The sequence below is a fragment of the Dechloromonas sp. A34 genome, from assembly GCF_026261605.1.
Taxonomy (GTDB): Bacteria; Pseudomonadota; Gammaproteobacteria; order Burkholderiales; family Rhodocyclaceae; genus Azonexus.
Genome location: NZ_CP102486.1, coordinates 1,268,960 through 1,293,120 on the forward strand (window position 1 = coordinate 1,268,960; position 24,161 = coordinate 1,293,120).

Genomic DNA, 24,161 nt, shown 5'->3' on the forward strand with positions numbered 1-24,161 from the left:
ATATGAGCAGGGATAACAAGGATCTGGTCGTCGGGCTGGACATCGGGACGTCGAAAATCGTCGCGCTGGTCGCCGAGATCAACCAGGAAGGCCATCTGAACGTGATCGGCATGGGCTCGCAGGACTCGCGCGGCCTCAAGAAGGGGGTCGTGGTCAATATCGAGGACACGGTGCACACGATCAGCCGCGTCATCCAGGAAGTCGAGCTGATGGCCGACTGCAAGGTGCGCGACGTCTACACCGGGATCGCTGGCAGCCACATCAAGAGCTTCAACTCGAACGGCATGGTCGCCATCAAGGACAAGGAAGTGACGACCAGCGACGTCGAGCGGGTCATCGAAACGGCCAAGGCGATGCCGATTCCGGCCGATCAGGAAATCCTGCACATCCTGACCCAGGAATTCGTCATCGACGGCCAGGACGGTATCCGCGAGCCGATCGGCATGAGCGGCATGCGCCTCGAAGTCAAGACCCATATCGTCACTGGCGCCATTTCGGCGGCCCAGAACATCGTCAAGTGCGTGCGTCGTTGCGGCCTCGAGGTCAATGACCTCGTGCTGCAACCGCTGGCCTCCAGCTACGCCGTCCTGTCCGAGGACGAGAAGGATCTCGGCGTCTGCCTGATCGACATCGGCGGCGGCACGACCGACATCGCGGTGTGGACCCAGGGCGCCATCCGCCACACCTCGGTGATTCCGATCGCCGGCGACCAGGTCACCAACGACATCGCCATGGCGCTGCGCACGCCGACCCGCGAGGCCGAGGACATCAAGTGCAAGTACGGCTGCGCCCTGTCGCAACTCGCCGATGTTGCCGAAAACCTCGATGTGGCGGGCGTTGACGACCGGCCGAGCCGCAAACTCTCGCGCCGGGCGCTGGCCGACGTCATCCAGCCGCGAGTCGAGGAACTCTACGAGCTGATCCAGAACGAACTGCGCCGCGCCGGCTTCGAGGAAGTGCTGTCTTCGGGCGTCGTGCTGACCGGTGGGGCCAGCGTCATGCCGGGTATGGTCGAGCTGGGCGAGGAAATTTTTCATATGCCGGTGCGCCTCGGCAACCCGAAATACAGCGGCAGCCTGGCCGATGTCGTGCAAAGCCCACGGTTTTCGACGTCCTACGGCCTGTTGCTCGAAGCCCAGGCCCAGCGCAAGCGCGGCCAGAACATTCAGGAAAAGCAGGGTTTCAAGGATGTCTTCGAAGGCATGAAATCCTGGTTTGCCAAGAATTTTTGATTTGTTATTGAACAGTTTTTTCAGAGGAGGTAGTCATGTTTGAAATCATCGAGAAAGACGAGGAAACCGGCACCATCATCAAGGTGTTCGGGGTTGGTGGTGCCGGCGGCAATGCCATCGAGCACATGATTCGCGAAGGTGTTAACGGTGTCGAATTCATCGCCGCCAATACCGATGCCCAGGCCCTGAGCCGCAATGCGGCGTCGAGCAAGCTGTCGCTCGGTAAGACCGGGCTGGGTGCCGGCGCCAAGCCGGAAAAGGGCCAGGAAGCTGCCCAGGAACACCGCGACGAAATTCGCGCCAGCCTGGAAGGCGCCCACATGGCCTTCATCACGGCCGGCATGGGTGGCGGCACGGGTACCGGCGCCGCTCCGGTGGTTGCCGAGATCGCCCGTGAAATGGGTATCCTGACCGTCGGCGTGGTTACCAAGCCGTTCAGTTTCGAAGGCAACAAGCGGATGAAGTCGGCCGAAGCCGGCATCGCTGAATTTTCCAAGCACGTCGATTCGCTGATCGTCATCCTCAACGACAAGCTTATGGAAGTCATGGGCGACGACGCCGATGTCGACGATTGCTTCAAGGCGGCTGACGATGTGCTGAAAAACGCCGTCGGCGGCATTGCCGAAATCATTACCTACCCGGGCCTGGTCAACGTCGACTTCGAAGACGTGCGCACCGTAATGGGCGAAATGGGCCGCGCCATGATGGGTTCCGCCGCCGCCGCCGGCCTCGACCGCGCCCGGATCGCGGCCGAACAGGCCGTCGCCTCGCCGCTGCTCGAAGGCGTCAACCTGTCCGGCGCCAAGGGCGTGCTGGTCAACATCACGGCCGCCAAGGGCGGACTGAAGATGAAGGAAGTCAACGAAGTGATGAACACCGTCAAGGCCTTCGCAGCCGAAGACGCCCACATCATTTTCGGCGCCGTGTACGACGAACTGATGGGCGACGCCCTGCGCGTTACCGTGGTCGCCACCGGCCTCGGCCAAGCGGCTGCTGCGCGCGGTCGCCAGACCTTCGAAGTCATCAACACGCCCGTGCTGCAAGCCCAGGCAACGGGTACGCATGACGCGGTGGCCTTCAGCAACGGCCCGGGCATCGACTTCAACCAGCTGGAAATTCCGGCGGTGATGCGCAACAAGCGCAACGTGACGGTCGAAGCGCTGGCCAACAGTGGCGTGGATCGTTACGACATTCCGGCTTTCCTGCGTAAACAGGCGGATTGATGTAACAAAACTCTCTCTGAAAAAGGGTGGCGTCACGTTGTGTTACAATGTGGTGCCTTCCCCAATCAATCAAGCACTTACATGCTCAAGCAACGCACGCTCAAGACTGTCATCCGCGCCTCCGGCGTTGGCCTGCATGGTGGCGTCAAGGTCAATATGGCCCTGCGTCCGGCCGCTCCGGATACCGGTATCGTCTTCCGTCGCGTCGATCTGCCGGAACCGGTTGATATTCCCGCTGCCGCCTTCATGGTCGGCGACACCCGCATGTGCTCCTGTCTGGAAAAGGACGGAGTCAAGGTTGGCACTATCGAACACCTGATGTCGGCTTTTGCCGGCCTCGGCATCGACAACGCCTGGGTCGATCTGGATGCGCCGGAAGTACCCATCCTCGACGGCTCCGCGTCGCCCTTCGTTTTCCTGATCCAGTCGGCCGGGATCGAAGAACAGAACGCCGCCAAAAAATTCATTCGCGTCACCCAGCCGATCGAAGTCCGCGACGGCGACAAATGGGCGCGTTTCGAACCCTACGACGGCTATCGCCTGACTTTTTCCATCGTCTTCAATCATCCTGCGATCGACAAGTCGGCGCAAAAGGCCGAAATCGATTTCGCCGAACAGTCCTACACCCGTGAAGTGGCGCGCGCCCGCACCTTTGGCTTCATGCAGGAAGTCGAATACCTGCGCGAAAACGGCCTCGCCCTCGGCGGCGGGCTGGAAAACGCCATCGTCCTCGACGAATTCCGCGTCCTCAATCAGGACGGCCTGCGCTACGGCGACGAGTTCGTCAAACACAAGATTCTCGACGCGGTCGGCGACCTTTACCTGCTCGGCCACCCGCTGCTCGCCGCCTACTCCTCGCACAAGGGCGGCCACGCCATGAACAATCAGCTCGCCCGCGAACTGCTCGAGCACCCGGAGTCCTGGGAACTGGTGACCTTCGAAAAAGCCGAGAATGCACCGGCCGGCGTCATTCGCTGGCTGAATCAGCCGGCCTAAGCCGATATGTGGCTGCTGCGCCTGCTGGCAGTCCTCTTGGTGATTACCGTTGGCGTTGGTGTCGTGCTTTATGCCTTGACCGGCAAGCGCAGCTATCTGGCTTTTAGCTGGCGTCTCTTCCGTTATGGAATCGTCTTCGCGCTACTTGTTTTCGCCCTGATGTTCGTCGAGCGCCTGGCCATTATTCCCTGGTAGCGGCGCGCTGCAACAGGGTTTCCAGCGCATCCCGCAAGGCGCCTTGAGGCAGGTTGTCGGAAGTTGCGCGCAGGACGCCGCAAGCCTTTGCAGAAAGCGGCTTCTGGGTTGAACTCGTTGATTGGTAAGGAATTTGCCGGGGTTGTACTTTTACCTCCATGACGTTACACTCCGCACCGCCTTTCGATAACTCGTCGCACAAGCGCTGACTCATCTGGCGAATCTTGGCGGCGACCGCGCCGTTGTCGGCGTGGATAACGACTCTCCCCGATTTGTAGTTGGCAACACATGCCGCGTGGCGAAGTCCCGCCGGGGCAATCGCTTCGAAGCGCCGTGAAAGCTTGAGCAAGAGCCGCGCATGCACCATCAGTCGGCCGGTGGCGGCGTCGCTGTCGAGATATTGCTCAGGCACTTTGTACATTGGAGGTTCCGTGCAGATTATTCTGGTCTCGCGCCACATGAAGGCGGCGCGAACAATCACCATTATGCCTCGGCACATACTGTTGGCGCTCGCGGTCTTTTTTGCGATGGTCCTGTCGACTTCTGCGGTTTTTTCCTGGCTGTCGGTCCAGTTTCGTTTGCCGCTCGTCGAAAATCTGATGTTTTCGATTCAACAGCGTGAGTCGCAAAAGATTCAGGATTACGTCAGCGCCAACCTGCAGTTGATGGCGACGCGCTTGGGTGAATTGCAGGCCAAGGTCCTGCAGCTCGACAGCCTCGGCGAACGGGTCTCCGGCTTGGCCGGCGAAAAGGCAGCAGCCCGTCCGAGCACGCTCGCCGGGCAGGGCGGGCCGTACTTGCCGGCACCGATGACGGCAGGCGAATTGCAGCGGGAAATTGAACGCCTGGCGACGGCCATCGATTACCGCTCCGACGAGTTGGCGGTTATCGAGTCGCGCCTGCTCGAAAAGCGGGTCAAGGGGCGCCTGTTGCCAACGACGCTGCCGGTCAAGGATGCGGCATTCGGTTCCCCCTTTGGTCACCGCAACGATCCGATTGCCGGTTTGCGGGCGATGCATGAAGGCATCGACTTCGTCGCCGAAACCGGCACGCCCATCGCGGCGGCGGCGGACGGCGTGGTGCTGGTCGCGGAGCATCATCCCGAATTCGGCAACATGATCGACATCGACCACGGCGACGGGCTGACTTCGCGTTATGCCCACATGTCGCGCCTCAACGTCAAGGCCGGGACGTTGGTCAAGCGTGGGCAGGAAATCGGGGCTGTTGGCAGCACCGGACGCTCGACCGGCGCGCATCTTCATTTCGAGGTCCGTATGCTCGGTGTGGCCCAGAATCCGGCGCTGTTCCTAAAGCAGGGTGCCGGCTACGCCCAGTTCAAACGGCACTGAGCGCCAAGCGTCGACTCCTTGATCTAGGTCGTCCTCGTCGTATCGGGCCGGCATGCTAGAATCCGCGCTTTGCCGCGCCCTGCGCCACCCTATTCCAAAGCGATGATTTCCGGCCTACTCAAAAAGATTTTCGGCAGCCGCAACGACCGGCTGATCAAGCAATACTCCCAGACCATCAAGCGCATCAACGCGCTCGAGCCGTCTCTCCTGGGCTTGAGCGACGAGCAGTTGCGCGCCAAGACCGACGAGTTCCGGCAGCGTCATGCCAACGGCGAGTCGCTTGATGACCTGCTGCCCGAGGCCTTCGCGGTTGTCCGCGAAGCCGGCAAGCGCGAATTGGGCATGCGCCATTTCGACATGCAGTTGGTCGGCGGCATGGTGCTGCATTACGGCAAGATCGCCGAAATGCGCACCGGCGAGGGCAAGACCCTGGTCGCCACGCTGCCCTCCTACCTGAATGCGATTTCCGGCAAGGGCGTGCATGTCATCACGGTCAACGACTACCTGGCCAGCCGCGATGCGGAATGGATGGGACGCCTGCACCGCTTCCTCGGCCTGAGCGTCGGTGTGAACCTGTCGCAGATGGATCATGAGGCCAAACAGGCGGCTTACGCCGCCGACATCACCTACGGCACCAACAACGAGTTCGGCTTCGATTACCTGCGCGACAACATGGTCTATTCGGCCGGCGAGCGGGTCCAGCGCAGCCTGAACTACGCCATCGTCGACGAAGTGGACTCGATCCTGATCGACGAGGCGCGCACACCTCTGATCATTTCCGGCCAGGCCGAAGACCACACCGATCTCTACCTGCGCATGAAGGACGTCGTGCCCAAGCTGACTCGCGCCGCCGAAGAGAATGGCGAAGGCGATTACTGGGTTGACGAGAAGGGCCATCAAGTCCATCTCGCCGAAGCCGGCTACGAGCATGCCGAGCAATTACTAGCCGAACACGGTCTGCTCAAGGAAGGCACCAGCCTTTACGAGTCGGCCAATATTTCGCTGATGCATCACCTGAATGCCGCCCTGCGCGCCCTGACGCTGTTCCAGAAGGACCAGCAGTACGTCGTCCAGAACGGCGAAGTGATCATTGTCGACGAATTCACCGGCCGCCTGATGGCCGGTCGCCGTTGGTCGGATGGCCTGCACCAGGCGGTCGAAGCCAAGGAAGGCGTGCAGATCCAGGCCGAGAACCAGACCCTGGCTTCGATCACCTTCCAGAACTACTTCCGGATGTACGGCAAGCTGTCCGGCATGACCGGCACGGCCGATACCGAAGCCTATGAGTTCCAGCAGATCTACGGTCTCGAAACCGTCGTCATCCCGACCCATCGGCCGATGGTCCGCAAGGACATGAACGACCTGGTCTTCAAGACGGCCGACGAGAAGCACGCGGCGATCATCGCCGACATCAAGGATTGCGCCAAACGCGGCCAGCCGGTGCTGGTCGGCACGACCTCGATCGAAGCCTCAGAACTGCTCTCCGGCCTGCTCGACAAGGAACAGTTGCCGCACTCGGTGCTCAATGCCAAGCAGCATGCCCGCGAAGCGGAGATCGTCATCGAAGCCGGTCGGCCGGGGCAGATCACCATCGCCACCAATATGGCCGGTCGCGGTACCGACATCGTGCTCGGCGGCAGCATCGAGAAGGCAACCTCCGCTATCAAGCACGACGAGTCGCTGCCCGAAGCCGAGCGCGAGGCGCAGATTGCCGCCATGCGCGAGGAATGGCAGAGGCTGCACAACCAGGTGTTGGAGGCCGGTGGCCTGCACATCATCGGTTCCGAACGCCACGAGTCGCGCCGGATCGACAACCAGTTGCGCGGTCGTGCCGGTCGTCAGGGCGATGCCGGTTCTTCGCGCTTCTATCTGTCGCTTGACGATCCCTTGTTGCGCATCTTCGCCGGCGAGCGCCTGCGCGCCATCATGGACAAGCTGAAAATGCCGGAAGGCGAAGCGATCGAGCATCCGCTCGTCACTCGCTCCCTGGAGTCGGCTCAGCGCAAGGTCGAGGCTCGCAACTTCGACATCCGCAAGCAATTGCTGGAATACGATGACGTTTCCAACGACCAGCGCAAGGTGATCTACCAGCAGCGCAACGAACTGCTGGAGTCTGACGATATTTCGGAAACTATCACCGCCATGCGCCAAGGCGTCATTGCCGAGATTTTCCGGACCTATGTGCCGGCCGAATCGGTCGAGGAGCAGTGGGACATGGAGGGCTTGGAACGCGCCCTGCAGTCCGAATTGCAGATCGTCGCCCCGGTTGCCCAGTGGTTCAAGGATGAACCGACGCTGTCCGACGAGGAAATCCTTGCCCGAATCGTGCAGGGGGCCGACGAAACCTATCAGGCCAAGGTCGATCTGGTCGGTGCCGAGAATTTCCACCAGTTTGAGCGCAACGTCATGCTGCAGAGCCTCGATACTAGCTGGCGCGAACACCTCTCGGCGCTGGATCATCTGCGCCAGGGCATCCATCTGCGTGGTTACGCCCAGAAGAACCCGAAGCAGGAATACAAGCGCGAAGCCTTCGAACTGTTCGAGGGCCTGCTCGATCGCGTACGCAAGGACGTGACTGGCGTCGTGTACACCGTGCAGATCCGCTCCCAGGAAGACGTCGAAGAAACGGCACCGCATGCCGAGGTGCAGAACGTCCAGTACCAGCACGCCGATTACGACGAAGCGCTGGGTGCTGGCGAGGCGGCGGAAGCCGAGCCCCGACAGCCGGCTCAGTCCGGTCCGAAGGTCGGGCGCAACGACCTCTGCCCTTGTGGCAGCGGCAAGAAATACAAGCACTGCCACGGAAAACTGTCCTGATCCCCCAAGGCACCCGCGAGGTGCCTTGATGCTTTTGGAGCTACACGAATGCCTGTCAATTACGCCACCCCAGCCGCCGATCAACTGTTTCCGGTCGCCGGCGTTCGCCTCGGTGTCGCCGAAGCCGAGATTCGCAAGAAGAACCGCCGCGACCTGACGCTGGTCGCGCTCGATGCCGGCTGCACGGTCGCCGGCGTATTCACGCAGAACCGTTTCTGCGCAGCGCCGGTGCAGCTCTGCCGCCAACATTTGGCGAATGGCAAGGAAATCCGGGCTCTGGTCATCAATACTGGCATTGCCAATGCCGGTACCGGCGGGCCCGGCCGGCAGGCGGCGCAAGCCAGCTGCGAAGCGGTGGCAGGCCTGTTCGATGTGGCTGCCGATCAGGTTCTGCCATTTTCGACCGGTGTCATCCTCGAGCCGCTACCTGTCGATCGCATCAAAGCTGGGCTGCCGGCCGCTTTGGTCGATCTCAAGGCTGACAACTGGTATGCCGCGGCGCACGGCATCATGACCACCGATACCGTGGCCAAGGCGGCTTCGCGGCGGCTTCAGGTGGCCGGCAAGACGGTGACCATCACCGGCGTCTCGAAAGGCGCCGGCATGATCAAGCCGAACATGGCGACCATGCTCGGCTTCCTGGCCACCGATGCCGGGATCGCCCAGCCGCTGCTCGACCAACTGGTAAAGGAGGCAGCGGATGCTTCCTTCAACTGCATCACGGTCGATGGCGATACCTCAACCAACGATTCCTACGTGATGATCGCCTCTGGCCAGTCCGGAGCCAGTTTTGCCAGCGAAGCTGATGCCGGATGGGTCGAGGTCAAGGCGGCGATCATCGCCGTCTCGGTCGAACTGGCCCAGGCCATCGTGCGCGATGGCGAAGGCGCCACCAAATTCATCACGGTGGCTGTCGAAGGCGGCAAGTCGATTGCCGAGTGTCGTCAGGTCGGCTATGCCATCGGCCATTCGCCGCTGGTCAAGACTGCTTTCTTTGCTTCCGACCCCAATCTCGGCCGCATCCTGGCGGCGGTCGGTTACGCCGGCATCGGCGATCTCGACGTCGATGGCGTCAGGGTCTGGCTGGATGATGTGCTGGTCGCCGAAAACGGCGGCCGGGCGGCAGTCTACAAGGAAGAGGACGGGGCGCGGGTGATGGCGCAGGCCGAAATCACCGTGCGCGTCGACCTTGGGCGCGGTGCGGCTGCGGCGAAGGTCTACACCTGCGATTTTTCCTACGATTACGTCAAGATCAACGCCGACTACCGTTCGTAGTCGGCGTTCAGAGGGGCGCGCCAGATTGGCTGGCGGCCCCAGCCCGGCTTATTTCTTGGGCTTGGCGATCTGGTTGACCATATGGACAACCGCCGACTTCATTTCGGCATCGCTGAGGTCGGCCATGCCACCCCGGGCCGGCATCGCATTGTGGCCGCTGATCGCGGACTTCACGAGGGGATCGATCCCGCCTTTCAGGCGTGGTGTCCAGGCTTCGACATCACCCATTTTCGGCGCGCCTTCCTTGCCGGCGGCGTGACAGTCCTGGCAGCGGCTGGCGACGATCTGGGCGCCGGTCTTACGCTGCGGCGCGGCATAAGTCTTATCGGTGTCGGTGGCATGTCCGCCGCTGACCATGTAGGCGACGGCACGGCTCATTTCGACGTCGGATAGATTGGCCTGGCCGCCGTGCGCCGGCATGTTGCGCACACCGGTGATTGCGTTCTGGGTCAGGTTGGAGAGACCTTTGGAGGCCCGCTTGGACCATTCAGCCCGATCGCCAATCTTGGGGGCGCCATCCTTGCCCTCGGCGTGACAGCCGACGCAAACTGATTCGACCACCTGCTTGCCGCTGCGCTCGGCTGCCAGGGCTGTCGCTGTTGACGCGGCTGCGACGAACAAAAGCGCAATGGCTTTTAGGGAAAATGTTGAGTGCCAGCCGTGCCGGCTACCGATGTTATTTCGCATGATTATTCCTTAATTCTCGAAATTGTTTTTTTCCAGTCCCTCTGTTGCCTGGGGGCTCGAAGCTCGAGTATTGCCATGTCATCGCGGTTGGCTTGCGTTTTCATCACGATGCAGCCCCCACGGCAGGATAGCACCGAGCCGATGAAAATGGGAAAAACGACAATGGAGAATGCGGCAGATGGTCGAGTTTTGGATCGTTGCTCCTCATCCGGCCGAGGTGAAAAGTGGGTGGACCCTTTTGGCGGAACCTCCGTGGCGTGCGTGCTAGACTTGCCTAGTCGAATGCGCAATGGATAGGCAATGAAAAGAGCCAGCGGACTGTCCCGGGTTTTCCGGTTGAATCTGGGCTCATCCCGGAGCATGCCTCATGACTGATATTCGCCGCGATCTGACCCGGACTACCCTGGCCATTCTCTGCATTCTAGGCCTGATCGGCCTCTCTCTCTGGGTCTTGCGCCCGTTTCTGGCGGCGACGGTGTGGGCGACGATGATCGTTGTCGCGACCTGGCCGCTGCTGCTCTCGCTCGAGGCGCGCTTTGGCCAGCGCCGTGCCCCGGCCGTCGCCGTGATGAGCCTGGCCATGTTGTTGCTGTTGGTCTTGCCGCTGTTGCTGGCAATCGACACCATCGCCGATCATTCCGGGCAATTGACCGAGGCGGCGCGCAACGTGGCGGCCAATGGCCTGCCCCTGCCGCCGGACTGGGTGGCGTCACTGCCACTGCTTGGCGAGAAACTGGCCATGCTGTGGACGCAACTGGCGGCCAGCGGCGCGGCTGGTATTTTGGCCAAAGTTACGCCCTATGCCGCCGATACCGGCAAGTGGGTCCTGGCGCAGGTCGGTGGCCTGGGCGGCATGCTGATCCAGTTCCTGCTGGTCGTTACCATCGCCGCCATTCTCTATTCCGGCGGTGAGGTTGGCGCCCGGATGGCGCAGCGCTTCGGTCGCCGGCTGGCCGGCGAGCGCGGCGAAAATTCGATCATCCTGGCCGGCCAGGCGATTCGCGGCGTGGCGCTGGGGGTCGGGGTCACCGCCATCGTCCAGACTGTGCTCGGCGGTATTGGCCTAGCGATCGCCGGGGTGCCCTTCGCCTCCCTGTTATCGGCGGTCATGCTGATGCTCTGCATCGCCCAGGTCGGCCCGAGCCTGATCCTGTTTCCGGCGGTCGGCTGGATGTACTGGATGGGCGACAACGGCTGGGCGACCTTCCTGCTGATCTGGAGTGTGGTCGTCGCCACGCTCGATAATTTCCTGCGCCCGATGCTGATCAAGAGAGGCGCCGACCTGCCGCTGCTGCTGATTTTCGCCGGCGTCATCGGCGGCATGCTGAGTTTCGGCCTGATCGGCATCTTCGTCGGGCCGGTGGTGCTGGCCGTGACCTATACGCTGATGCTGGCCTGGATCGAGGATGCCTTGGGCAAGGACGAAGAGCCGGTCGCCGAGCCGGTGCTAGAGGCGGCGCAGGCGGATCATCCGGAACCACCCGCCGGCTAGCGCCGCCTGGTCGAATTCCAGCGCTAGTTCGGGTACTTCGGCGAGTAGGTCTTCGAAGACGACGTCGATGCGGGTCGCCACCCGGCGGGCCAGCGGATTGGCCAGTCGCCGCAACAAGGCCGGCTGGCCGCGGCGGAGAAACTTGTCGAAAACCAGGGCCTGGCCGCCGGGGCGCAAAATGCGTGCGATTTCGGCCAAACAATGAGCCGGCTCGGGGACGACCGCCAGAATCAGGTGCAGCACGGCGCCGTCGAAGCTGGCGTCGGCAAAAGGCAGTTGCTGGGCATCGCCCTGTACCGCCGCGAAGTCGATATCGCCGACCCGCGGCCGGGCTCTACTCAGCATGGCCCGATTGAGGTCGAGCCCGACGTAACGGTGCTGTGGCGGCAGATGCGGCAGATCGAGACCGGTGCCGACGCCGGCCAGCAGGACGCGCCCAGGCTTCTGCGGCAGCGCGGCCAAACTGCGCTGGCGGGCAGCCCGCGTGACCCGGGCAATCACCGCGTCGTAGAACGGGGCGATTAGCGTATAGGTCTGCTTGAGGCTCAGTGCAGTACTCGTGGCATGGCCAGCGTGAACTCGGGGATTTCGGCCTCGAAGTGTGTGCCGTCCTCGGCCACCATCTGGTAAGTGCCCTTCATCGTGCCGACCGGGGTATTCAGCTGTGAGCCGCTGGAGTACTGAAAGCTCTCGCCGGGCTTGAGCAGCGGCTGCTTGCCGACGACGCCGAGGCCGCGCACCTCCTGCACTTCGTTGTGGGCGTCGGTGATGACCCAGTGGCGCGAAACCAGCTGGGCCGGCACTTCGCCGATATTGGTGATGATGATGGTGTAAGCGAAAAGGTAGCGGTTCTCTTCCGGGTCGGACTGGTCGGGAATGAATTGCGCTACCGGCTGGATTTCGATTCGATACTTGTTGGAGTCGGGCATGGGATAATTTCGTCTGTTTTTGTTCAGGGAAGCATCATGTCAGTCAAAGATTTCATCATCGCACCGAGCATTCTTTCAGCCAACTTTGCCAAACTCGGCGAAGAGGTGGCCAATGTCATCGCTTCCGGTGCCGACTGGATTCACTTCGACGTGATGGACAACCATTATGTTCCCAATTTGACCATCGGGCCGCTGGTTTGTGAGGCGATCCGGCCATGCACGAGGGCGCCGATTGACGTCCATCTGATGGTCAAGCCGGTGGATCGCATCATTCCCGATTTTGCCAAGGCCGGCGCCAATATCATCACCTTCCACCCGGAGGCTTCCGAGCACGTCGACCGCAGCCTGGCGCTGATCCGCGATGCTGGTTGCCTGGGCGGCCTGGTCTTCAACCCGGCGACGCCACTCGACTACCTGGACTACGTGCTCGACAAGATCGACGTCGTGCTGCTGATGAGCGTCAACCCCGGCTTCGGCGGCCAGAAGTTCATACCAGGCACGCTGGCCAAGGCTCGCCAAGCGCGCGCCAAGCTGGACGCCTACGAGAAGGAAAGCGGCCGGCGCATCCGTTTGGAAATCGATGGCGGCGTGAATCCAGCCAACATCGCCGAAATCGCCCGTGCCGGAGTCGATGCCTTCGTCGCCGGTTCCGCTGTCTATGGGGCAGGCAAGGACAGCGACCCGCATCGCTACGATTCGATCATCGGCGCCCTGCGCAGCGAACTGGGCAAAGTCTGATGCATTTTCAATCCGTTACCTTCGACCTCGACGGCACGCTGCTCGACACCATCGCCGACCTCGCCGAGGCTTGCCGCCTGATGCTCGAAGAAATCGGCGCCCCGCCGCGCACCCATGCCGAAGTGCACAGCTTCGTCGGCAAGGGCATGGCAGTTCTCGTCGAGCGCTGCCTGACCCATGAGCACCCGCCCTCGGCTGAACGCCTGCACGAAGCCATCGAGTCCTTCAAGCGCCATTACGCAGTGGTCAATGGTCGCTTCACCCAGATCTACCCAGGGGTGATCGACGGTCTCAAGGCATGGCGGGCGAGTGGCCTGAAAATGGGCGTCGTTACCAACAAGCCGGGGATGTTCACCGAGGCCCTGCTCGAGCGCATGGGGATGACCAGCTACTTCGATGTCATCGTCTCCGGCGACACGACGGCGCACAAGAAGCCGCATCCCGAACCAATCCTGCATGCCTGCCGCTTGTTCGACGTGCGGCCGGACCGCAATCTGCATATCGGTGATTCGAAAAACGACATCCAGGCCGCTCATGCCGCCGGCTGTCCGGCATTCGCCGTGCCCTACGGCTACAACGAAGGCGAGCCGGTGGACAGTGCAGAATGCGATGCGCTAGTATCCAGTCTCCTTGTTGCCTACCAACAAGCACTTACTTTCAAAGACCTCAAGCACAAATGACGACACAGCGACTCTGGAACGAATGGCAAGGCTGGCGCCCCTGGCGTCGGTAATTCCTTTCCGCTTTTGCGCCTGAACGGCGCACCCAGACCGCAATACCCTGTCATTTTTGAGGCATCCCCATGACTGAAATCGAATTCAACGCGCTTGCCGCGCAAGGCTACAACCGTATTCCTGTTACCCTGGAAACGTTTGCCGATCTCGACACGCCGCTGTCGATCTACCTCAAGCTGGCCAACGGCCCTACACCTATCTGCTCGAATCGGTGCAGGGTGGCGAACGCTTCGGCCGCTATTCGATCATCGGCCTCGCCGCCTCGACGCGGATCATCGTCAATGGCCACCAGGTGCTGGTGCTGACCGGCAACCGCATCGCCGAGCGCGAAGACGACACCAATCCGCTCGACTTCATCGGCAAGTTCATGGAGCGCTTCCGCGCCCCGCCCAGCGCCGGCCTGCCGCGCTTCTGCGGCGGCCTGGTCGGCTGTTTCGGCTACGATACGGTGCGCTACGTTGAAACCAAGCTGACCCGCACCCACAAGCCGGACGACATCGGTACGCCGGACATCGGCCTGCTGCTCTCCGAAGAAATCGCCGTCGTCGACAACCTGTCCGGCAAGCTGACCCTGATCGTCTATGCCGAACCCGGTTTTCCCGGTGCCTACCAGAAAGCGAGGGCCCGGCTCAAGGAATTGCTCGGCAAACTGCGCACCGCCGTCACCATTCCGAGCGAACAGCCGGTCTACTCCGAAGCCGCCGTCTCCACTTTCGGCGAAGCGGCCTTCAAGCAGGCCGTGCTCAAGGCCAAGGACTACATCACCGAAGGCGACGTCATGCAGGTCGTGCTCTCGCAGCGTATGACCAAGCCCTTCCAGGCCAGCCCGATGGCGCTCTACCGGACGCTGCGCAGCCTGAATCCGTCGCCCTACATGTTCTACTTCGATTTCGAGGATTTTCATGTCGTCGGCGCTTCGCCGGAGATTCTGGTCCGCCTCGAAGGCGACCGTGTCACGGTCCGCCCGATCGCCGGCACCCGCAAGCGCGGCGCGACGCCGGAAGAAGATGCCGCCCTGGCCGCCGAACTGCTGGCCGACGAGAAGGAGCGTGCCGAGCACACCCAACTGCTCGACCTCGGCCGCAACGACTGCGGCCGCGTCGCCAAGGTCGGTACCGTCAAGCTGACCGAGAACATGATCGTCGAGCGCTACTCGCACGTCATGCATATCGTCTCCAACGTCGAAGGCCGGCTGCAGGCCGGGCTGGATGCCCTCGACGTGCTCAAGGCGACCTTCCCTGCTGGTACGGTGTCCGGCGCGCCGAAGGTGCGGGCCATGGAAATCATCGACGAGCTGGAACCGGTCAAGCGCGGCATCTACGCCGGAGCCGTCGGCTACCTCGGCTTCCATGGCGACATGGATCTGGCAATCGCTATCCGTACCGCCGTGGTCAAGGACAAGCGCCTCTACGTTCAGGCCGGCGCCGGTATCGTTGCCGATTCCGATCCCAGTTCGGAATGGACCGAAACCCAGAACAAGGCCCGCGCCGTGCTGCGCGCTGCCGAATTGGCCGAGCAGGGGCTCGATACGCGGATAGACTGAGTGCGTCGCCACCCAAGTGAAAACCGCCCGGAACCGGGCGGTTTTTTATTGCACTGAGGAAACGCTGCCCCTGATTATTCGGCCTCCAGCTTCCAGACACCATCCTTCAGTTGCATCATGACCCGTCCGCGACGGTCGAAACCGGAGTGGTCCTCGGGCGTCATCGTGTAAACACCCTGGGTTCCGACCAGTTCCTTGATATTTTCGAGCGCATCGCGCAGCGCGCTGCGGAATTCCGGCGTGCCCGGTTTGGCTTTCTTCGCCGCTTCGGGAATGGCTTTCTGGAGCAGCAGGCCGGCATCGTAGACGTTGGCGCCGAAGGTCGCCGGCTTGTTGCCGTAGAGTTTTTCGTAGGCGGCGATATAGTCCTGGGCGACCTTCTTTGACGGATTGCTGTTCGCCACCTCGTCGAGCACGATCATCGCCCCGGCCGCCATCAGCGCGCCCTCGACCTTCTTGCCGCCAAGGCGGATGAAGTCCGGAGTCGCCGCCCCGTGCGTCTGGTAGATGCGGCCCTTGTAGCCCTGATCGATCAGGGTCGCGTGCGGCAGCACGGCCGGGCCGCCGGTGCCGGCGACGAGCACGGCATCGGGGCGGGCGGCGACCAGCTTGAGGCTCTGGCCGGTCACCGACTGGTCGGTGCGCAGGTAGCGTTCGCTTGCGACCAGCTGAATCCCGGCCTGCCTGGTCTGGGCAGTGATTTCCTTGAGCCAGGATTCACCATAGGGGTCGTTGTAGCCGATGAATCCGAGGGTCTTGACCCCGCTTTTCTTCATGTGGGCGATCAGGGCGTCGGCGATCAGGCTGTCGTTCTGGGTTGTCTTGTAAACCCAGCGCTTCCTGTCGTCCATCGGCAGTACCACGGCCGGCGTGCCGACCGGCGCCAGCATCGGCAGCCCGGCTTCGGCGACGAAGGGCAGGATGCCCATGGCGCTGGGCGAACCGGTCGGGCCGATCAGGGCGTCGATATTCTGTTCGGCCAGCAGTTTCTTGACCAACTGCACGGTCTGCGTCGCGTCCGAGGCATCGTCGTAATGAATGTAGTCGACGCTCAGGTTGCCGATCTTGCGCGGCAGCAGGGCAACCGTGTTCTTCTGCGGAATGCCGACGACGGCGGTCGGGCCGGTCGCCGAATAGACGACGCCGACCTTGACCTGGGCGACGGCGGCGAATGAAAGAAGGGAAAGGAGCAGGGCGCTCGGCAGGCGAAGCTTCATGCAGGATCTCCGGACGACAGGTGGGCAAAGAGAATGGCGTCATGATACGGCAGGGCCAGCAAGATTCCGCACCACCAAGGGATGTCGATGATTGACCGGCAACCGGGCAAGCAACATACTCGCAGCCGATTCCCGCCAACCTCGACCAGCCGCTTATGGAAATCCTGATCGACATCATCCTGAAGTCCGGGCGCTCCGCCATCGAGCTCGCATTGTTCGTCCTGCTGCCGGTCATGATCGTGATGCTGTCGCTGATGCGCCTGCTCGAGGCGCGCGGCGTGCTCGACTGGGTGGTCGGCCATCTGGCGCCGCTGCTCAAGCCTTTCGGGCTGACCGGGCTAGGCGTCTTCGCGGCCCTGCAGATCAACTTCGTCAGCTTCGCGGCGCCGATGGCGACACTGACCATGATGGAGCAGCGCGGCGCCTCGGACCGCCATCTGGCGGCGACGCTGGCCATGGTCTTCGCGATGGCCCAGGCCAACGCGGCTTTTCCGATGCTGACGATGGGCCTCGATTTCACGACGACGCTGGTGTTCTCGCTGATCGGCGGCCTGGTCGCCGCGGCGGCGACCTATCATCTCTTTGGCCGGGGGCTCTCCGATCAGGAAGACAAGCTCGATGAAACGCTGAATCACCCGGTGGCCGAGAGCGCCAAGGGCGTGCTCGATGTCATCAACCGGGCCGGGGCGGAGGCCTTCAAAATCGCGGTCGGCGCCATGCCGATGCTGGTCCTGTCGCTGGTCGTCGTCATGGCCCTCAAGCGCTTCGGCGCCATCGACCTGCTGACCGTCTGGCTGACACCGCTGCTGGCGATGGTATCGATCGACCCGGTGCTGATCCTGCCCACCCTGACCAAGTACCTGGCCGGCGGCACGGCGATGATGGGGGTCATCGACGACATGCGGCGGGCTGGTCAGATCAGCGTCGAACTGCTCAACGCCAGCGCCGGTTTCCTGATTTCGCCCTTCGATATTCCCGGTGTGGCCGTGCTGATCTCGGCCGGACGACGGGTGGCCGCAGTGTGGAAACCGGCGGCACTTGGCGCCTGCCTCGGCATTGCAGTCCGCACCGCCGGGCATGTGCTGGTCGGCTGAAGCCGGTCAGCCGGTTTCGGCCGAGCAGTCGCAACCTTGGCCCGCCGCGATCCAGCGGGCGAACAGCCGGCTCGCCAGCTTCTCGCCCGGCGTCGGCAGCCAGCCGAGGAAATGCCCGGGGCGGGTGAGCAGGCCGCAGTGGTAACGGGTCTCCGCCGCCGACCATGCCAGCGCCGGGCAGGGGCCGGTTTTTTGCAGGAAGCACAGGCGCGCCGCCGGGCAGGTTTCCAGCATGCAGCAGACGCCGCAGCCGTTGCAGGCCAAGCCCGCGGCGGGCTTGTCAGGGGCGTCGCGGTGGAGGTGGATGGTTTGTTCGTGCACGCCCGAATATTGAACCAAGGCCGGAAAAAATGCTCGAAACGCAGTGACCGAACTCAGGAGCTATCGATGAAGAAACTGCTATCCGTTCTGCTGGCCACCCTGTTCGCCGTGGGCAGCGTTTCCGCAATTGCTTGCGGTGACAAGGCGAAAGACGAAAAACAGATGAGCACACCGGCGAAGCCGAAGATGTGAGCTTGCTTCGCGTGTATGAGAAAGGCAGCCCCGGCTGCCTTTCTTGCGTTTACGGCCGGACCAGGAACAGCTCGGGATCGACAGGCGTGTTGTTGAGGATCACTGCCCAGTGCAGGTGCGGTCCGGTGGCGCGGCCGGTGGCGCCGACGGCACCGAGGGTTTCGCCCTGGCGGACGGGCTGCCCAGCGCGGACATCGAGACGTGAGAGGTGCATGTAGGCGGTGACCAGGCCCTGGCCGTGGTCGATGAAGACCGTGTTGCCGTTGAAGAAGTAATCGCCGGTATTGGCAACCACGCCAGCGGCCGGCGCCTTGACCGGCGCCCCGCTGCCGGCGGCGACATCGAGGCCGGCATGTGGGTTGCGCGGCAGGCCGTTGAAAATGCGGCGCAGGCCGAAGCGGGACGACAGCGGACCGCTGGCCGGCAGGCGGAAGTCGGTGGCCGGGGCGGCGGCCGAGAAGCGGCGCTTGATCGCTTCGGTGATTTCCTTTTCCCGCGCGATGCGGGCGAGGTCGTCGGGGTTGGGTTCGACCTTGCGCTGGTCCTTGATGGTCAGCCGCTGTTCCGGGTAATTCTTGATGCCGACCGCGACGCTGCGGGTGGTGGTGCTGCCGGCGCTGGTCACGGCAATTTCCAGCTCGCCGGGCAGGGTGTCGAGCGGGATGCCGAGCAGCACGAACCAGCGGCCATGGTCGCCGACCACGGTGAGCGCTTGGTCGCCCCAGCGGGCAGTCGGCGCCGGCTGGCTGGCCGGGCCGAGATCGACGACGGCAACGCCGCCGGGCACCGGCGCATTCCTGGGCAGGGCCAGGGCGTTGCTGCAGAGGATGCCGAGCAGCAGGGCGCCGCTCAGGCGAATCAAAGCTGGGCAGCCTTGAAGGTGTTGCACTGGTTCATGTCGCCGCTCTCGAAGCCGCGCTTGAACCAGCGCACGCGCTGGGCCGAACTACCGTGGGTGAAGCTTTCCGGCACGATGCGGCCCTGGGTCTGCTGTTGCAGGCGGTCATCGCCGATCGCGGTGGCGGCATTGAGGGCGGCTTCAAGGTCGCCCGGTTCGAGGACTTTTTTCATGGTGTCCGTGCGCTTGCCCCAGACCCCGGCCAGGCAGTCGGCCTGCAGTTCCATGCGCACCGACAGCGCATTGGCTTCGACCTTGCCGGCTCGTTGCCGGGCCTGGTGCACCTTGTCGGCGATGCCGAGCAGGTTCTGCACGTGATGGCCGACTTCGTGGGCGATGACGTAGGCCTGGGCGAATTCGCCGGGGCGTGAAAACGCTCCTTCAGCTCGCGGTAGAAGGCGAGATCGATGTACACCTTTTGATCGCCCGGGCAGTAGAACGGCCCCATGGCGGTCTGGCCGGTGCCGCAGGCGGTTGGCGTGGCGCCGGTGAACAGGACCAGTTTCGGGACTTGGTACTGCTGGCCGTTCTGGCGGAAGGTGTCGGTCCACACGTCCTCGGTCGAGGCCAGCACCTTCGAGACGAAACGGGCGTTCTCGTCGTTGGCCGGCGGCTTTTGGGCGGTCGGGGCGCTGTGCTGGGCGAGCGGCGTCTGTTCGATGACGCCGAGCAGGGTTAGCGGATTGATGCCGGTAAAGTAGCTGACGACCAGGGCCAGGATGACGCCGCCAATGCCGACGCCACCAGCGCCGATCCCCCGCCGCCGCCCCGGCGGTCCTCGATATTGTCGCTTTCGCGATGGTCGTCGAAGCGCATGGCGATTCCTTTAGCGGTAAAGGTTGATGGTGTCGCGGGTTTCCTGCGCCACCTTGCGGGCCGCAGCGGCGAAGTTAGCGTCCTTGCCGGCGAACAGGATGGCACGCGAGGAATTGATCATCAGGCCGGTGCCGTTGTCAGTACGGCCGGCGCGGACGGTGGCTTCGATGTCGCCGCCCTGGGCGCCGATGCCCGGCACGAGCAGCGGGATGTCGCCGACGATCTCGCGGACGCGGGCGATCTCGGCCGGGAAGGTGGCGCCGACGACCAGGGCGCACTGGCCGTTGCGGTTCCACTCGCTGGCGACCAGGCGGGCAACGCGCTCATAGAGTTTTTCGCCGCCGACATCGAGAAATTGCAGGTCGCTGCCGCCGGAATTGGAGGTGCGGCAAAGCAGGATGACGCCCTTGTTCGGGTAAGCCAGGTAGGGATCGACCGAATCGCGGCCCATGTACGGATTTACGGTGACGGCGTCGGCCTGGTAGCGCTCGAAGGCCTCAATGGCGTACTGCTCGGCGGTCGAGCCGATGTCGCCGCGCTTGGCGTCGAGAATGACCGGGATGCCCGGGTGCTTGGCGTGGATGTGGGCGATCAGCGCTTCGAGCTGGTCTTCGGCGCGGCGGGCGGCGAAGTAGGCGATCTGTGGCTTGAAGGCACAGACCAGGTCGGCCGTGGCATCGACGATGGCGGTGCAGAATTCGAGAATGGCATCGTCGCGGCCCTTGAGGTGCGCGGGGAATTTGGCCGGGTCGGGGTCGAGGCCGACGCAGAGCAGGGAGTTGTTCTTGCGCCAGGCGGCGACGAGCATTTGGGTGAAGGTCATGCGACGTCCTTGGACTTGTCAGACGGGAGGTAACGGGAGAATTTTTCCGGCAGCAGGCAGGTCTGCAGGCTGCGCTGGGTGAACAGGAAGCGGCCGTCGCAGATGAAGCCGAGCTGCTGCCAGTCGACTTCCTTGTTCAGCATCATGGTGCATTCGATCAGGTCGCGCCGGGCAATCCGCGGGTTCTTCGGAAACAGCGCCAGGATGGAGCCGTCGAAGCTGTGGCAGTCGTGCAGGAAGAAAGGTTCCGCCTTGCGCGTCCGGCCATTGACGTAGATCCGTGGCAGCTCGTTGATCGGGAAGGCGCGGCCCCACTGCCACCAGTTGCTTTCGTCGAACTTCCTGACGCGGCGCTCGAGCAGTTCGGCCTTGTGCTTGTCGAGGTGCGGGTGCTTGATGCCATAGAGCATGCGGCGAGTTTCGCCGGTTTCGGCGGTTTTCGAATAGACGAATTCCATGTTGCCCTTGGCGTGGGCGTAGATGTGGTCGGCCCCGGAAACGGCGCCGACCTTGACCGTGAACACGTCGGCGAAGCGGACGCAGTGGTCGTCGCGCAGGAACATCAACTGGCCGTCGGCTTCGACGAAGCGCCGGCCATCGGCCATCAAGCGGTCCAGGCGGCCCTTTTCGAAACGGAAGATGGCGCAGTTCGGGGTGTGCTCGCCAAAGACCCGGACATCGCCGGTTTCGTAAAAGTGCGTGATGCTGCCCTGCTCGTAAAGCCAGGCGTTGAGCTTCTTGGCGGCGGTCAGCTTGATGAACTCGCGCGGCACGATGAAGACCAGCTCGCCGCCCGGTTTCAGGTGGCGGATGCACTTTTCGATGAAGAACAGGAAGAGGTTGCTGCGCCCGTCGAAGAGTTCGGATTTCAGTTTCTGGCGGGTGGTCGTGGCCACGTCCTGAAAACGCACATAGGGCGGGTTGCCGATGATGCTGTCGAACTGCTCGCCGAGCGGGTAATCGAAAAAGTCGCGGATCTCGGCACCGGGCGGCGCGACCCGCGGGTCGATCTCGATGCCGACGCAATCGGCCTGCTTTGCCTTCAGCTTGCGAAAGAAGGCGCCATCGCCGGCCGAGGGTTCGAGGGTCCGGCCGGTGTTCTGGCAGAGGTCGAGCATGAAGGCCACCACATTGGGTGGCGTGAACACCTGGCCGAGTTGGGCGACGTCGCGGGCGGACACGGGATCAGAAACCGCTGCCCGGCTGAGCGAGGTAAATCGTCTCTTCGGGTGTGGAGGGCCGGCCGAGGGCGGCGTTGCGATGCGGGAAGCGGCCGAAACGGGCGATCACCTCCTGGTGACGGCGGGCGTAATCGAGGAAACCGTCGTTGCCGGGTTGCTCGGCCGCCAGCGCGGCGAACAGGGCAACCGAGCGTTCCTGGTCGGCCAGCGCTTCGCTGTGTTCGAGCGGCAGATAGACGAAGACTTTTTCGACAGCGCTCAGCTGTTTGTCCCAGCCCTGGGCGAGCGCCCGTTCGGCGAGCGAGCGGGCCTCGGCGTCACCGGCAAACATTCGGGCCTCGCCACGGAAGAGGTTGCGTGGGAACTGGTCGAGCAGGATGAGCCGGGCGAGCAGGCCGGGCGGCGTATCCGCCCACTCGGTCAGGCGGCCGGCCAGCGCCGCCTCGACGTCGGGCAGGAAGCGGCTGCGGATGGCTTCATCGAAAGCGGCATCCTTGCGAAACCATTCATTTCGCGGCTGGCCGTAGCCGGGTTCGCCGGGACGGCCGAACCAGAAGGCGAGGATGTCCGCCGCTGCCGTGCCGCTCATCAGCCGGCCTTGCCCCAGGAGTCCTTCAGCGTGACGGCGCGGTTGAACACCGGCTTGCCGTCATGCGAATCGACGCGGTCGGCCACGAAATAACCGTGGCGCTCGAACTGGAAGCGCTCTTCCGGTTTTGCGTCGCGCAGACAGGGTTCGAGCTGGGCGGTGATCGTCTGCCGGGAATCCGGGTTGAGGTCGTCGAGGAAATCGCGTTCCAGGTCCGGGGCATCGCCTTCGCGTCGGGCACCGGGGGCGGGCACCTTGAACAGGCGCTCGTAGAGGCGGATTTCGGCGGCGTAGGAGTGGGCGGCCGAGACCCAGTGCAGATTGCCCTTGACCTTGACGCTGTCGGCGCCCGGCGTGCCGGACTTGGTGTCGGGCAGGTAGTTGCAATGCACGGCGATAACCTTGCCGTTGGCGTCCTTGTCGAAGCCGGTGCACTCGACGATGTAGCCGTATTTGAGGCGCGCCTTATTGCCCGGGAACAGGCGGCGGAAGCCCTTGCTCGGCACTTCCATGAAGTCCTCGCCCTCGATCCACAGTTCGCGGCTGAAAGGAATGCTGCGCTGGCCGAGTTCCGGGTGCAGCGGGTGGTTGGGGGCGAAGCATTCTTCAACCTGCCCCTCGGGGTAGTTGTCGATAATCAGCTTGACCGGGTCGAGCACGGCAATGCGGCGCTGGTCGGATTCGTTCATGACTTCGCGCATGGCATCCTCGAACAGCACGTAGTCGATCAGCGAGTCATGCTTGGAGACGCCGATGCGTTCGGCAAACAGGCGGAAACCTTCGGCCGAGTAGCCGCGGCGGCGGGCGCCGACCAGGGTCGGCATGCGCGGGTCATCCCAGCCTTGCACGTGTTTTTCCTCGACCAGCTGAATGAGTTTCCGCTTGGAGAGCACGACATAGGTCAGGTTGAGCCGCGAGAACTCGATCTGCTGCGGCAGTGGCCGCTGCAGCAAACCGCCTTCGGCCAGCCGTTCGAGGAGCCAGTCGTAGAACGGCCGTTGGTCTTCGAATTCCAGCGTGCAGATCGAGTGCGTGATGTTTTCCAGCGCGTCCTCGATCGGGTGGGCGAAGGTGTACATCGGGTAGACGCACCACTTGTCGCCGGTGTTGTGATGCGTGGCGTGGCGAATGCGGTAGATCGCCGGGTCGCGCAGGTTGATGTTGGGTGCCGCCATGTCGATCTTGGCGCGCAGGATGTGCGTGCCGTCGGCGAATTCGCCGGCTTGCATGCGCTTGAAGAGATCCATGTTCTCGGCGGCGCTGCGGGCGCGGAAAGGCGAATCCTTGCCAGGTTGGGTCAGCGTGCCGCGATTGGCGCGCATCTCGTCTGCCGACTGGCTGTCGACGTAGGCGTGGCCGGCCGAGATCAGGTATTCGGCGAACTGGGCCATCCAGTCGAAATAGTTGGAAGCCTGGTAGAGATTGTTTTCGCCATCTTTTTCCCAGGAGCAGCCCAGCCACTTGACCGCGTCGATGATCGAATCGACGTATTCCTGCTCTTCCTTCTCCGGATTAGTGTCGTCGAAGCGCAGGTGGCAGCGGCCACCGTACTGCTCGGCGAGGCCGAAGTTGAGCAGGATGGACTTGGCGTGGCCGAAGTGCAGGTAGCCGTTCGGCTCGGGCGGGAAACGGGTGCGGATCTTGGCGGCGTCGAGCGGTGCGGCGGCGTGGTCGGCGGCGGTGCCTGGCTGGCCGGCCCAGTGGCGCTGGGCGTGCTTGCCGGCAGCAAGGTCGGCTTCGACGATATTCCTGATGAAATTGGCGGCGGGGGCGACTTCGGGTTTATTCGGGCTGCTCACGGGGGAACCTCTGTAATCGAT

23 protein-coding genes and 2 pseudogenes are annotated in these 24,161 nt (G+C 63.1%); 13 read left to right on the plus strand and 12 right to left on the minus strand.

The genetic code is table 11. The annotated features are described in order from the left end of the window. Nucleotides 1-2: 2 nt before the first annotated feature. The 4 genes from ftsA (at nt 3) to NQE15_RS06385 (ending at nt 3,646) form a co-directional block, all read left to right on the plus strand. A complete protein-coding gene (gene ftsA, locus NQE15_RS06370; protein WP_265947617.1) occupies nt 3-1,232 on the plus strand; it encodes a cell division protein FtsA in 1,230 nt (409 codons plus the stop codon). 35 nt (nt 1,233-1,267) lie between these two features. Then, nucleotides 1,268-2,455 carry a cell division protein FtsZ gene (gene ftsZ, locus NQE15_RS06375; RefSeq protein WP_265947619.1) on the plus strand — a complete coding sequence of 396 codons (1,188 nt, stop codon included), beginning with the start codon at nt 1,268-1,270 and terminating at the stop codon, nt 2,453-2,455. A gap of 81 nt (nt 2,456-2,536) precedes the next feature. Further along, nucleotides 2,537-3,451: a UDP-3-O-acyl-N-acetylglucosamine deacetylase gene (lpxC, locus tag NQE15_RS06380; protein ID WP_265947621.1), complete on the plus strand. Its 915-nt coding sequence runs from the start codon at nt 2,537-2,539 to the stop codon at nt 3,449-3,451. A gap of 6 nt (nt 3,452-3,457) precedes the next feature. Further along, nucleotides 3,458-3,646, plus strand: coding sequence for a hypothetical protein (locus NQE15_RS06385; protein WP_265947623.1), 189 nt, complete (start codon nt 3,458-3,460; stop codon nt 3,644-3,646). On the opposite strand, the gene NQE15_RS06390 is transcribed toward NQE15_RS06385, so the two are convergent. After that, nucleotides 3,633-4,130: a DciA family protein gene (locus NQE15_RS06390; protein WP_265947625.1), complete on the minus strand. Its 498-nt coding sequence runs from the start codon at nt 4,128-4,130 to the stop codon at nt 3,633-3,635. The genes NQE15_RS06385 and NQE15_RS06390 overlap by 14 nt on opposite strands. Nucleotides 4,131-4,245: 115 nt before the next feature. Here NQE15_RS06390 and NQE15_RS06395 point away from each other — a divergent pair, with 115 nt between their 5' ends. The 3 genes from NQE15_RS06395 to argJ all read left to right on the plus strand — a co-directional run bounded on the left by NQE15_RS06395 (nt 4,246) and on the right by argJ (nt 9,087). Continuing rightward, complete coding sequence (locus tag NQE15_RS06395) at nt 4,246-4,995, plus strand: M23 family metallopeptidase (protein ID WP_265947627.1); 750 nt, start codon at nt 4,246-4,248, stop codon at nt 4,993-4,995. 102 nt (nt 4,996-5,097) lie between these two features. Beyond that, nucleotides 5,098-7,812 (plus strand): preprotein translocase subunit SecA, encoded by a 2,715-nt coding sequence (secA, locus tag NQE15_RS06400; protein ID WP_265950149.1) that lies wholly within the window; start codon nt 5,098-5,100, stop codon nt 7,810-7,812. Between the two features lie 48 nt (nt 7,813-7,860). Continuing rightward, entirely contained in the window at nt 7,861-9,087 is a 1,227-nt protein-coding gene (gene argJ / locus NQE15_RS06405) for a bifunctional glutamate N-acetyltransferase/amino-acid acetyltransferase ArgJ (protein ID WP_265947629.1), read from the plus strand. 48 nt (nt 9,088-9,135) lie between these two features. On the opposite strand, the gene NQE15_RS06410 is transcribed toward argJ, so the two are convergent. After that, nucleotides 9,136-9,774 (minus strand): c-type cytochrome, encoded by a 639-nt coding sequence (locus NQE15_RS06410; RefSeq protein ID WP_265947631.1) that lies wholly within the window; start codon nt 9,772-9,774, stop codon nt 9,136-9,138. Between the two features lie 367 nt (nt 9,775-10,141). Between NQE15_RS06410 and ydiK the strand changes: the two genes are divergently transcribed. Then, complete coding sequence (ydiK, locus tag NQE15_RS06415) at nt 10,142-11,266, plus strand: AI-2E family transporter YdiK (RefSeq protein WP_265947633.1); 1,125 nt, start codon at nt 10,142-10,144, stop codon at nt 11,264-11,266. On the opposite strand, the gene NQE15_RS06420 is transcribed toward ydiK, so the two are convergent. Then, on the minus strand, nt 11,222-11,767 hold the full coding sequence (locus NQE15_RS06420; protein WP_265947635.1) for a class I SAM-dependent methyltransferase: 546 nt from the start codon (nt 11,765-11,767) through the stop codon (nt 11,222-11,224). The genes ydiK and NQE15_RS06420 overlap by 45 nt on opposite strands. 44 nt (nt 11,768-11,811) lie before the next feature. Continuing rightward, nucleotides 11,812-12,195, minus strand: a complete 384-nt coding sequence (gene apaG / locus NQE15_RS06425; protein ID WP_265947637.1) for a Co2+/Mg2+ efflux protein ApaG — start codon at nt 12,193-12,195, stop codon at nt 11,812-11,814. 36 nt (nt 12,196-12,231) lie between these two features. On the opposite strand from apaG, the gene rpe reads away from it, so the two are divergent. From rpe to trpE, 3 genes and pseudogenes are all read left to right on the plus strand, one after another. Further along, a complete protein-coding gene (rpe, locus tag NQE15_RS06430; protein WP_265947639.1) occupies nt 12,232-12,933 on the plus strand; it encodes a ribulose-phosphate 3-epimerase in 702 nt (233 codons plus the stop codon). Next, nucleotides 12,933-13,613 carry a phosphoglycolate phosphatase gene (locus tag NQE15_RS06435; protein ID WP_265947641.1) on the plus strand — a complete coding sequence of 227 codons (681 nt, stop codon included), beginning with the start codon at nt 12,933-12,935 and terminating at the stop codon, nt 13,611-13,613. Before rpe ends, NQE15_RS06435 begins: the two co-directional genes overlap by 1 nt. 122 nt (nt 13,614-13,735) lie before the next feature. Next, nucleotides 13,736-15,210 (plus strand): annotated as a pseudogene (trpE, locus tag NQE15_RS06440) (anthranilate synthase component I). 74 nt (nt 15,211-15,284) lie between these two features. On the opposite strand, the gene NQE15_RS06445 reads toward trpE, so the two are convergent. Continuing rightward, nucleotides 15,285-16,427 carry an ABC transporter substrate-binding protein gene (locus NQE15_RS06445; RefSeq protein WP_265947643.1) on the minus strand — a complete coding sequence of 381 codons (1,143 nt, stop codon included), beginning with the start codon at nt 16,425-16,427 and terminating at the stop codon, nt 15,285-15,287. Between the two features lie 155 nt (nt 16,428-16,582). Here NQE15_RS06445 and NQE15_RS06450 point away from each other — a divergent pair, with 155 nt between their 5' ends. Further along, entirely contained in the window at nt 16,583-17,521 is a 939-nt protein-coding gene (locus tag NQE15_RS06450; RefSeq protein ID WP_265947645.1) for a nucleoside recognition domain-containing protein, read from the plus strand. A 6-nt stretch (nt 17,522-17,527) separates the two neighbouring features. Here NQE15_RS06450 and NQE15_RS06455 read toward each other — a convergent pair whose 3' ends face one another. Continuing rightward, nucleotides 17,528-17,842, minus strand: coding sequence for a hypothetical protein (locus NQE15_RS06455; RefSeq protein ID WP_265947647.1), 315 nt, complete (start codon nt 17,840-17,842; stop codon nt 17,528-17,530). A 66-nt stretch (nt 17,843-17,908) separates the two neighbouring features. Here NQE15_RS06455 and NQE15_RS06460 point away from each other — a divergent pair, with 66 nt between their 5' ends. Beyond that, on the plus strand, nt 17,909-18,034 hold the full coding sequence (locus NQE15_RS06460) for a hypothetical protein (RefSeq protein ID WP_265947649.1): 126 nt from the start codon (nt 17,909-17,911) through the stop codon (nt 18,032-18,034). Between the two features lie 49 nt (nt 18,035-18,083). Here the strand turns inward: NQE15_RS06460 and NQE15_RS06465 are convergent, their stop codons facing one another. From NQE15_RS06465 to NQE15_RS06490, 6 genes and pseudogenes are all read right to left on the minus strand, one after another. Further along, a complete protein-coding gene (locus tag NQE15_RS06465; RefSeq protein WP_265947651.1) occupies nt 18,084-18,896 on the minus strand; it encodes a M23 family metallopeptidase in 813 nt (270 codons plus the stop codon). After that, nucleotides 18,893-19,686: pseudogene (locus tag NQE15_RS06470) on the minus strand (neutral zinc metallopeptidase). The gene NQE15_RS06465 and the pseudogene NQE15_RS06470 overlap by 4 nt, the downstream one beginning before the upstream one ends. Before the next feature lie 72 nt (nt 19,687-19,758). After that, entirely contained in the window at nt 19,759-20,571 is an 813-nt protein-coding gene (gene pyrF / locus NQE15_RS06475) for an orotidine-5'-phosphate decarboxylase (RefSeq protein ID WP_265947653.1), read from the minus strand. Then, nucleotides 20,568-21,752, minus strand: coding sequence for a class I SAM-dependent methyltransferase (locus tag NQE15_RS06480; protein WP_265947655.1), 1,185 nt, complete (start codon nt 21,750-21,752; stop codon nt 20,568-20,570). The genes pyrF and NQE15_RS06480 overlap by 4 nt, the downstream gene beginning before the upstream one ends. Nucleotides 21,753-21,756: 4 nt before the next feature. Further along, complete coding sequence (locus tag NQE15_RS06485) at nt 21,757-22,341, minus strand: DUF924 family protein (RefSeq protein ID WP_265947657.1); 585 nt, start codon at nt 22,339-22,341, stop codon at nt 21,757-21,759. Then, nucleotides 22,341-24,140 carry a glutamine--tRNA ligase/YqeY domain fusion protein gene (locus NQE15_RS06490; protein ID WP_265947659.1) on the minus strand — a complete coding sequence of 600 codons (1,800 nt, stop codon included), beginning with the start codon at nt 24,138-24,140 and terminating at the stop codon, nt 22,341-22,343. The genes NQE15_RS06485 and NQE15_RS06490 overlap by 1 nt, the downstream gene beginning before the upstream one ends. Between the last annotated feature and the right edge of the window lie 21 nt (nt 24,141-24,161).

Coding starts and splice junctions, on each gene's coding strand:
- pyrF (WP_265947653.1), bottom strand. CDS start 20,571: ATGACCTTCACCCAAATGCTCGTCGCCGCCTGGCGCAAGAACAACTCC.
- lpxC (WP_265947621.1), top strand. CDS start 2,537: ATGCTCAAGCAACGCACGCTCAAGACTGTCATCCGCGCCTCCGGCGTT.
- secA (WP_265950149.1), top strand. CDS start 5,098: ATGATTTCCGGCCTACTCAAAAAGATTTTCGGCAGCCGCAACGACCGG.
- NQE15_RS06460 (WP_265947649.1), top strand. CDS start 17,909: ATGAAGAAACTGCTATCCGTTCTGCTGGCCACCCTGTTCGCCGTGGGC.
- NQE15_RS06390 (WP_265947625.1), bottom strand. CDS start 4,130: ATGGTGATTGTTCGCGCCGCCTTCATGTGGCGCGAGACCAGAATAATC.
- NQE15_RS06395 (WP_265947627.1), top strand. CDS start 4,246: ATGTTTTCGATTCAACAGCGTGAGTCGCAAAAGATTCAGGATTACGTC.
- NQE15_RS06450 (WP_265947645.1), top strand. CDS start 16,583: ATGGAAATCCTGATCGACATCATCCTGAAGTCCGGGCGCTCCGCCATC.
- apaG (WP_265947637.1), bottom strand. CDS start 12,195: ATGCCCGACTCCAACAAGTATCGAATCGAAATCCAGCCGGTAGCGCAA.
- NQE15_RS06435 (WP_265947641.1), top strand. CDS start 12,933: ATGCATTTTCAATCCGTTACCTTCGACCTCGACGGCACGCTGCTCGAC.
- rpe (WP_265947639.1), top strand. CDS start 12,232: ATGTCAGTCAAAGATTTCATCATCGCACCGAGCATTCTTTCAGCCAAC.
- ftsZ (WP_265947619.1), top strand. CDS start 1,268: ATGTTTGAAATCATCGAGAAAGACGAGGAAACCGGCACCATCATCAAG.
- ftsA (WP_265947617.1), top strand. CDS start 3: ATGAGCAGGGATAACAAGGATCTGGTCGTCGGGCTGGACATCGGGACG.
- NQE15_RS06445 (WP_265947643.1), bottom strand. CDS start 16,427: ATGAAGCTTCGCCTGCCGAGCGCCCTGCTCCTTTCCCTTCTTTCATTC.
- ydiK (WP_265947633.1), top strand. CDS start 10,142: ATGACTGATATTCGCCGCGATCTGACCCGGACTACCCTGGCCATTCTC.
- NQE15_RS06410 (WP_265947631.1), bottom strand. CDS start 9,774: ATGCGAAATAACATCGGTAGCCGGCACGGCTGGCACTCAACATTTTCC.
- NQE15_RS06385 (WP_265947623.1), top strand. CDS start 3,458: ATGTGGCTGCTGCGCCTGCTGGCAGTCCTCTTGGTGATTACCGTTGGC.
- argJ (WP_265947629.1), top strand. CDS start 7,861: ATGCCTGTCAATTACGCCACCCCAGCCGCCGATCAACTGTTTCCGGTC.
- NQE15_RS06485 (WP_265947657.1), bottom strand. CDS start 22,341: ATGAGCGGCACGGCAGCGGCGGACATCCTCGCCTTCTGGTTCGGCCGT.